The following is a 7,360-nucleotide window of genomic DNA, read 5'->3' on the forward strand; positions in this document are numbered from 1 at the left end:
GGAAGGTCGTCGTCCCGTCCTCGGCCACCTCGGCGGCGAAGAGCGTCCCGCGCACGGCGCCCGAGGCGGTGGGGGTGGAGACGCGGAATCCGCGGGCGTCCTCCTGGGAGCTCACCACGGCGGCCAGCACCGAGCCGTAGAAGGTCTGCACCTCGTAGCTCGAACCCAGGGGCGAGACGCGCAGCTTCGTGCCCGCCTTGACCTTCAAGTGATGGCCGCTCCCGATGACCAGTTCCGCCGAGGAGTTGCGCGAGGCCTCCACCACGTCGCCGTCGAAGACCAGGTCGCCCTTGGCGAGATCGGTGGTGGACCAGCTGCGGGTCACGGTCACCTTCCCCACCAGGTCCACCACGCGGCCGAGGGACTCTGCGGCGTGGGCCGGCGGGGCCAGGATGAAGACCCAAAGGGCCGCCAGGGTCAGCCAGGGAATCAGCCTAAAGCGTCGGTACACAGCGGTCCTCCCTTTTTTAACGTAAATACTTCATATATTCCTATAATAATATATAATAAAATATAGATGATATACTATCCAAGCTTTATCCCTAGTATGCGTAGCATTTCAAAAGTATTGACGAAGGATACACCACCCTTAATACAGACATCTGGTATTTTAACCTTGCTTCTAGATAAAGGTTCCGAAAGCTCTTGTGTCACTATAACATAGTTCATTACTTTGGCATATGCAACCAACCAACCGTCTGCACCACTTGCGAAAGTCGCCTTTGCTTCATCTTTAAACTGGCTCTGTATATTTACCCAGTTTATAATTTTCCCGTAAAGTATAATCACATCATCTTCATCTGTAGAAGCAAATGCATCTTGAAAGCTCTCCTTTGCCCACGTTGCAAGCTCGTCTTGTCCTCGTTCTAACTCCTGTTTTACACAATCAATACTTTTAATACGACCAATTGATGCGTACTCGACTAAACTATCCCAGAATCGTGGGACCAAATCGAAGGCATAGTAACGACGTGCTGCCTCGATGAAAACATTCGCATCAAGTAAAAAAACAGGCTCATCCATTTACTATCAGCCTGCCATTTCTATATGGGATGCGTAGCTCTCGAATGTATTCCCATACAGTCCCGTTAACTGGTAGGCTTCGGAATAAAGTAGCTTACCTTCTTTGGTTGCTCGAATAACGGTGGACGCAAAACGCCGTCCAACGCGCAGGTTTTGAGTAGCATAGAAATCACCGCCTTTTAGTCGAGGGGCGGAATATTCTCGCTTTGTGTAATCATCGTAAAAATGTATGAAATCCTCCTTGCTTAATAGGGTAAGGTCCAATGCTCGGCGCGCCGCAACGAGCTCACTGACCTTAAAGTGCCGGGCGAATGCCTGGAACGGCTCTGGGGCATTTTTTATAGAACCCCATACTTTTCTCAACTCGTTTTCTGGAACGAGGAATTCTGCAGCTACACGATTGCACGCCTGTTCGATCGGGTCGTCTGCCGGTTGCATTTCACGGAGGTCGAATGCAGCGCTGCTGCCAAAAAACACATGTGCTACTTCATGTGCGAGTGTGAACATCTGCGCGGCCTTGCTATCCACACCATTGATGAACACGAGCGGGGCGTACTCATCCACCAGAACGAAACCTCGAAATTCGTTAGGATCGAGCTTACGATGGGTGTTATTACCAACGACACCGTTGACGACAACCAGAATCCCCGTATTTTCTAGGGCTTCTCGTAGAATACTAAGTGCATCAGTCCATGTGGGCTGTCGTTCAGCCCATCCGTCATCTAAGCCCAGTGTATTTTTAATCCGTTTCGCAATGGATTTAGGATGCTCTTCAAGTCGGGCAGATTTTATGTATGGAAGGCCTTCCTGACCTTGTTCGATCAGGAACTCTCGCATCCAGGACTGCCGACGCTGCATTGTTTGAATTGTTTCAAGAAGATTTGGGCTGGGTCTTTTTAAACCCTCATCACCAAGCGTTCTGAAATGTTGAATGGGTAGGCGATCTTGTGGGGGCTCTTCGAGGAAAAAGAAACCTAATGGTGTGTAAGTTGCTTTTGCCAAGGTTTCCAATTGTCGTAGCGTAGGTTGACTCTCACCGGTAAGCCACTGGTGAATTTTGGGCATCTTTTTCTGTAGACCATCCTCCGACAGCTCGGAACGATTCAAGGCCCAGCGTAAAACCTCTTTTGTGACGGCCACCTTGCTCATCAGGTTTCCCTTCAGTACCTAAATCCTACTCAATTATTATACCATGCCGGGCATCCGGTTCCCAGGTGGGTCGCTCTTAACCCTCGCGCGCGGGCTCCAGGTTTGGTAGAATACGATGGCGGGGAAGCCTCGATCCCCCGGCCGGAAAAAAAGGGGCCGGTCCCCGAACTTCTGGGGGAAGGGACCTCGGCCTCTGCTACCCGGATTCGGTCGCGGGCCGGTCCCCGAACGTCTGGGGGAAGGGTCTCCGAAGTAGGCGGTCTTGGCCCACAGGGCCGGTCCGCGACCGTTCGGGGGGGTGATTCTGAGTCCGCGCGGCTCGGGATTGAGACAAATTCGGGATGGATTTGCGGAGCCGGTCGGGCTTCCGGGTCCGCGCGGCATGGTAATCAATGCGGGACGGAAACTTGTACCAACCGATCTCACCGGCCACCCGGCGGCTCATCGATTCGGCCCTCGACGAGGACCGGGTCGCCAGCGATTACACGACCCTGGCGACCGTGCCCGCGGATGCCCAGGCCGTGGGTGAGCTGGTCGCGCGGGAGCCGCTCGTCCTCTGCGGGCTCGAGGTGGCCCGGGCGGTCTTCGCCGCCGTGAACCGCGAGCTCCGCTTCCAGACCGCCTACACGGACGGGGAGCGGCTGGAGGGCGGGACGGTCTTCGCCTCCGTAAGCGGATGCCTGCGCTCGATTCTGGCCGCCGAGCGCGCGGCGCTGAATTTTCTCGGTCGGATGTGCGGCGTGGCGACGATCTCCCGAGTCTGGTCGGGGGAACTACGCCGGGCCTGGGAGACGCTGCCCGAGGGCTCGCGCTCGCCCTCGCCGCCCCGGCTGGTGGACACCCGCAAAACCCTTCCGGGCTGGCGGGAGTTGGACAAGTACGCGGTGCGCGTCGGCGGGGCTTGCAACCACCGCCACGACCTGGCCTCGGGGGTCTTGATAAAGGACAACCACCTGGCGGCGGCCGGCGGGGTGGCCCAGGCGGTGCACGCGGCCCGGGCCCGCTGCCCCCACGGGCTCGCCGTGGAGGTGGAGGTCACCGACCTGGCGCAGCTCGACGAGGCGCTGGACGCCGGGGCGCACATCGTCCTTCTGGACAACATGGACGATACGACCCTGGCGACGGCCGTCCTGCGCTGCCGCCGGGCGGACGCGCTCTGCGAGGTCTCCGGCGGGGTGAGCTTCGAGAGCCTGACCCGCCTGGCCGCCCTCGGCCCCGACCTCGTCTCGGCGGGGGCGCTGACCCACTCCGCCAAGGCCTCGGACCTGGCCCTAGACGTGCGTCCGGGGGGGTTGCCCGATTTGCCGGGGGCATAACTCTGTTCGCCGGGGGCGTAGCTCGGTTCGCTCGGTTCGCTCGGTTCGCTCGGTTCGCTCGGTTCGCTCGGTTCCTGACGACGAACGCCGGTGATTTGCCGGGGACATTACTTCTTATTGCCGGGGCATAACTTCGTTTCCCGACGATAAAGCCATTGGGGTACCGATATGGCCGAATTCCTGCCGCAGCTGTCCATCGTCTGGCGACCCGTGGAGTTCGAGAGCGTGGGCGGGATGGACACCCTCCACGCCGAGTACCTGCGGGTCATCGCCGAGGGCGGGCACGCCTGGTGGACCCAGCGCCTGAGCCTGAGCTACGTGAGGCTTTTGGACCGGGTGCTCACCGCCGGGAAACCGGTGTACCTCTACCCCCTGGACGATCCTCGGGCCGCCGGCCCGCGCATCTTCCGGCTCCGCGCCAGGGTGGACGCCGTCCTCTACAATCCGGACGGCTCCTTCCGCCGCCAGCCCGACGACAACATCCCCTTCCGCCGCACCCAGGCCGACGCCATCTACTCCGCCTGCTGGATCCGCCTCACCTCGATGGAGGAGATACCACCCGCCGAGATGCCCGATCCCAACGGCGTCGTCGTCCTCCCCTACGGTGACAATCTTCTCGAAGCGGTACGGGGGCGGTTCTCCAAGGGATTCATCGTCCCTACGGGTGAGTACGAAACCTTCCGCCGCACCACCCTGGCCTCGAGCCTGGACGTGATTGACGAGCTGGGCCGGGCGAGGCCCGTGGGCGCGGCACCGAGCGCGGAAAAAAAGACCGCCTCTCTCGCCGAATCGGTGTTCGATCAGAGCGACGAGGAACTGACCTTCCGGCTCTCCGCCGACCGCGTGCCCCGGATGGCCGGCGCGGGCGACGGGGGGACCGTGGACCTCCGGCTCGACACGGGCGACCACTCCCTCGTGATAGACGCGCCCGATCTCAGGCTGGGGGAGGGCGCCGCCACGGAGTCCGAGGGGGAGATGAGCCTACATCTGGGCGACCGGGGCAAAAGGGTGGTCCGCCACGAGGCGAGGGAAACCTTCCACATGGACCACCCCATCGTCCGCAAGAAGGACACCGCCACCGAGGAGAAGCAGCTCATAGACCTGGGCATTGACTGGGAGATGCTCTCCCGGATGCGGTCGCGGATGGAAGAGATAGAGTCCGTCACCGGCCCGCCCCTGGTGACGGAGAATGAGGCCCCGCCGGAGCCCGAGCCTGCGTTCGTCCCCCCGGAGGAGCCGCCGGTCCCGGAACCGGAGGAGCCGTTCGCCGTGGAACCGGCGCGGGCGCAGATACCTCCCGTGGACGCCGTGCGCTCCCTGGACGAGGTGATGGCGGAGATGGTCTGGGAGACGCCCGCCACCGACGCGGTGGCTCCGCCGGTGTCCAGGAAGGACCAGCCCGCCCCGGCCCTCACCTCGAAGGAGCTCTCCGGTTTCGAGGTCGAGCCGACCCCGTTCCCCGACCTGCCCCCCCTGGCGCCCTCGATCCAGCGCTGGGAGGCGCCCGAGGAATCCCTCACCGGCCTGAACCTCCTCGCCGGGGAGCTGGAGGCCGACGAACCGGCCCTCGCCGACGCCAAGAAGCTCCTGATCCCCACCGTGGACGCCCTGTTGAGGAGCGTGGAGGCGCGAGACGCCCGGCGCACCCGGCCCAGGGACGGCGAGGACCACCCGCTGGCCCTGCCCCGGGACGTCGCCGCTTCCATCCGCCGCATCCGCGACCAGCTCGTCATAGACAACGAGCAGATAGCCCACGTCATCACCAACCTGCTCCTGGGCAAGCACGTGATAATCAGCGGCCCCACCGGCTGCGGCAAAACCACCCTGGCCCGGATGCTGCCCGCACTCGTCTGGAACATCTACCCCGAGCTCGTGCAGTCCCTCTCGAGCTGGGGTCCCGAGGACCTCCTCGGCCTCCTCTACCCCCTGCCCGACGGCGGCGTCGCGGTTTCCGGCATCCTCACCCGCACAGTTTTGAAAAACTTCGCCTCCACGGACGACGGCTACGCCCGCACGGCCTACCGGGCGCCGAACGGGGCGCAGTACAACGGCGTCTGGCTGGTCCTGGACGAGCTGGACAACTGCGACTGGACGTCCCTCCTTTCCGACTTCCTCGCCACGAGCGACGCCCCGGCGATGAAAATTTCGGTCTCCGGCTCGCCGGGGGAGTACCTGGACATCCCGTTGCCCATGGACTTCCGCCTCATCGCCACCTTCAACTCCCAGGACGGCCTCAAGGGGGTCGAGCAGCTTTCCCAGAGCACCCGGCGCCGACTGGCCTTCGTCGAGCTCCGCTCGCCCACGGACGAGGAGGCGGAACGGGAGATCGTGCGCCGGAAGGTCCAGAACCTGGTTTACGAGCAGCTCGGCCTGGCGGTGAAGGAGACCGATCTCTCGGGCCAGATAGAGGATTCCCTGTTCCGTCTGGTGCGGCTGGTGCGCGCGTACCACGACATCGGCACCGCGCCGTTGGTCACCATCCTGGCCGACATCCAGGTCGAGGCGCAGATGGGGCTCGACGCGTGGAAGACGCTGGACGAGGCGGTGGCCACCAACCTGGTGCCGCTCTTCTCGCAGATACCGGCGGCCCACCTGCGGATCATCGGCAACCTGGCGGCCAACGCCCCCGAGCGCATCCTGGCCTACTTCTCCCTCAACCTGCCCAAGCGCTACACCGACGAGGCCTTCTGCGAGCAGCTCTACAACTTCTGCGTCTTCCTCTACCGCACCGCGCGGTACCGCTCCGACCCGACCGTTGACGAGCTCAAGGAGATAGTGGACATGGTCGGTTCGGGCATCCCCCGGGGCAAGGTGGGCTACCTGGTCTCCAGCCTGGAGCCGCGGCCGGACAACCTGGCCTCGAGCCTGCTTCCGGCGATCAAGCTGGGCACGACCCTCTTCGAGACCATCCGCTCCCTGACGCGCCTGGTGAACCGGGGCGAGTGACGGGGAGCCCGAAGGGCTCGTGCTCGTCGCCGTGCACGTCAAGCTCGGCTAGAGTTTCTCGTCCCGTGTCCATCCCACCGAGCCCACCAAGGTGATGGTCAACTTCGACAACTGATCCGGCAGTCATGACGTGAGGGTGTAATTATGGCGAAGTCTTCCTTTTCGCGCTCGAATCAATTGGTGGCGAAGGTCACCTTTGCAGCGCTCAACTTCCTGAAGGACAACGGCGGTGAGGCCGCTTACCGGGAGGTTATCGCCGCGGTCGAGAAACGGGTGAGTTTCGATGATTGGGAGCGGGAGGCGTACAAGGACGGTACTCCTCGCTGGAGGAGATATTTTGCCTTTGACAGCAGCATTCTTGCCGTCAAGGCGGGTTATATCCTGAAAAAGGCCGGCAGGTGGTTTTTAACCCCCGATGGGGAAAACGCTCTGCAATTAGGGGCGGAGGAACTCCACCGAAGAGCGTTGTCGGCTTATAAACAATTCATTAAAGAGCGGGATCAGCAGGTCACGCCCGTTGAAACCGAGGTCGAAGACGCTCATCAGGCCATGGCAGCGACGCTGCAACAGATCGAGCAGGAGGCCATCGAGGGCATCCGGGCGCAGATATATCGCCTCAACCCCTACGAGTTCCAGGACCTGGTGGAGGCGCTCCTGCGGGGGATGGGCTACCACACGCCGTTCAGCGCCCCGCGGGGCAAGGACGGCGGGATGGACGTGATCGCGTACCGCGACCCGCTTGGCACGCAGTCGCCGCGGATGACGGTGCAGGATAAGCTGCGCGAGAACCCGGCCTCGGGGCCGGATGTGCGGCAGCTGCTGGGTGTGCTGCAGCGGGACGACGTGGGCATCTTCGTCTCGGCCGGCGGATTCACCCCCGACGCGCGGCAGGCCGCGACGGGAACGCAGGTGCATGTCGAGCTGAT

Annotated in this window: 6 protein-coding genes; 3 read left to right on the forward strand and 3 right to left on the reverse strand. The window is 62.3% G+C overall.

Features of this window, described 5'->3' with window-relative positions:
* From NTW26_01175 to NTW26_01185, 3 genes are all read right to left on the reverse strand, one after another.
* Positions 1–451, reverse strand: a 451-nt coding sequence (locus tag NTW26_01175) for a FecR domain-containing protein (protein ID MCX7020887.1), incomplete at its 3' end; no start/stop codon positions are given.
* Positions 452–525: 74 nt separating this feature from the next.
* Complete coding sequence (locus NTW26_01180; GenBank protein ID MCX7020888.1) at positions 526–1,023, reverse strand: DUF4411 family protein; 498 nt, start codon at positions 1,021–1,023, stop codon at positions 526–528.
* 6 nt (positions 1,024–1,029) lie between these two features.
* Positions 1,030–2,172, reverse strand: a complete 1,143-nt coding sequence (locus NTW26_01185) for an ImmA/IrrE family metallo-endopeptidase (GenBank protein ID MCX7020889.1) — start codon at positions 2,170–2,172, stop codon at positions 1,030–1,032.
* A 407-nt stretch (positions 2,173–2,579) separates the two neighbouring features.
* Between NTW26_01185 and nadC the strand changes: the two genes are divergently transcribed.
* The 3 genes from nadC to NTW26_01200 all read left to right on the forward strand — a co-directional run.
* Positions 2,580–3,488 (forward strand): carboxylating nicotinate-nucleotide diphosphorylase, encoded by a 909-nt coding sequence (gene nadC / locus NTW26_01190; GenBank protein MCX7020890.1) that lies wholly within the window; start codon positions 2,580–2,582, stop codon positions 3,486–3,488.
* A gap of 168 nt (positions 3,489–3,656) precedes the next feature.
* The gene (locus NTW26_01195) at positions 3,657–6,434 is read left to right on the forward strand and encodes an AAA family ATPase (protein MCX7020891.1); all 2,778 of its coding nucleotides are present in this window, start codon (positions 3,657–3,659) and stop codon (positions 6,432–6,434) included.
* A gap of 144 nt (positions 6,435–6,578) precedes the next feature.
* Positions 6,579–7,360: restriction endonuclease (locus tag NTW26_01200; protein MCX7020892.1), on the forward strand; the 782-nt coding region annotated here is incomplete at its 3' end.

Source organism: bacterium, from assembly GCA_026398675.1.
In the GTDB taxonomy this organism is placed as follows: Bacteria; RBG-13-66-14; RBG-13-66-14; order RBG-13-66-14; family RBG-13-66-14; genus RBG-13-66-14.

Bases quoted from the DNA above. Each gene is read 5' to 3' on its own strand.
- NTW26_01180 (MCX7020888.1), bottom strand. From the start codon at position 1,023: ATGGATGAGCCTGTTTTTTTACTTGATGCGAATGTTTTCATCGAGGCA.
- NTW26_01185 (MCX7020889.1), bottom strand. From the start codon at position 2,172: ATGAGCAAGGTGGCCGTCACAAAAGAGGTTTTACGCTGGGCCTTGAAT.
- NTW26_01195 (MCX7020891.1), top strand. From the start codon at position 3,657: ATGGCCGAATTCCTGCCGCAGCTGTCCATCGTCTGGCGACCCGTGGAG.